The sequence below is a fragment of the Clostridioides sp. ZZV14-6154 genome, assembly GCF_020657785.1.
Lineage (GTDB): Bacteria > Bacillota > Clostridia > Peptostreptococcales > Peptostreptococcaceae > Clostridioides.
In genome coordinates this window covers 1-255 of record NZ_JAGWCY010000087.1, presented here as the reverse complement: position 1 = coordinate 255, position 255 = coordinate 1, and the positions used below count along the sequence as shown (strand labels likewise).

2 tRNA genes are annotated in these 255 nt (G+C 48.6%); both read right to left on the bottom strand.

Going from position 1 to position 255, the window contains the following annotated elements:
• Positions 1 to 40: 40 nt before the first annotated feature.
• Positions 41 to 125 (bottom strand) — tRNA-Tyr (locus tag KGF45_RS19865).
• A gap of 14 nt (positions 126 to 139) precedes the next feature.
• Positions 140 to 214 (bottom strand) — tRNA-Thr (locus KGF45_RS19860).
• Between the last annotated feature and the right edge of the window lie 41 nt (positions 215 to 255).

Below are 255 nucleotides of genomic sequence, written 5' to 3'. Positions count from 1 at the left end.
CTAGTGCGTCTGCCAATTCCGCCACATCCGCGCATTTTTTTGGTGGAGGATGGTGGATTCGAACCACCGAAGTCGATGACAACAGATTTACAGTCTGCCCCCTTTGGCCGCTCGGGAAATCCTCCGTATTAATTTTACATGGAGCTGGTGATAGGAATCGAACCTACAACCTGCTGATTACAAGTCAGCTGCTCTACCGTTGAGCCACACCAGCATTTCTTATATTTTATTTTGGCGACCTGGAAGGGGTTCGAA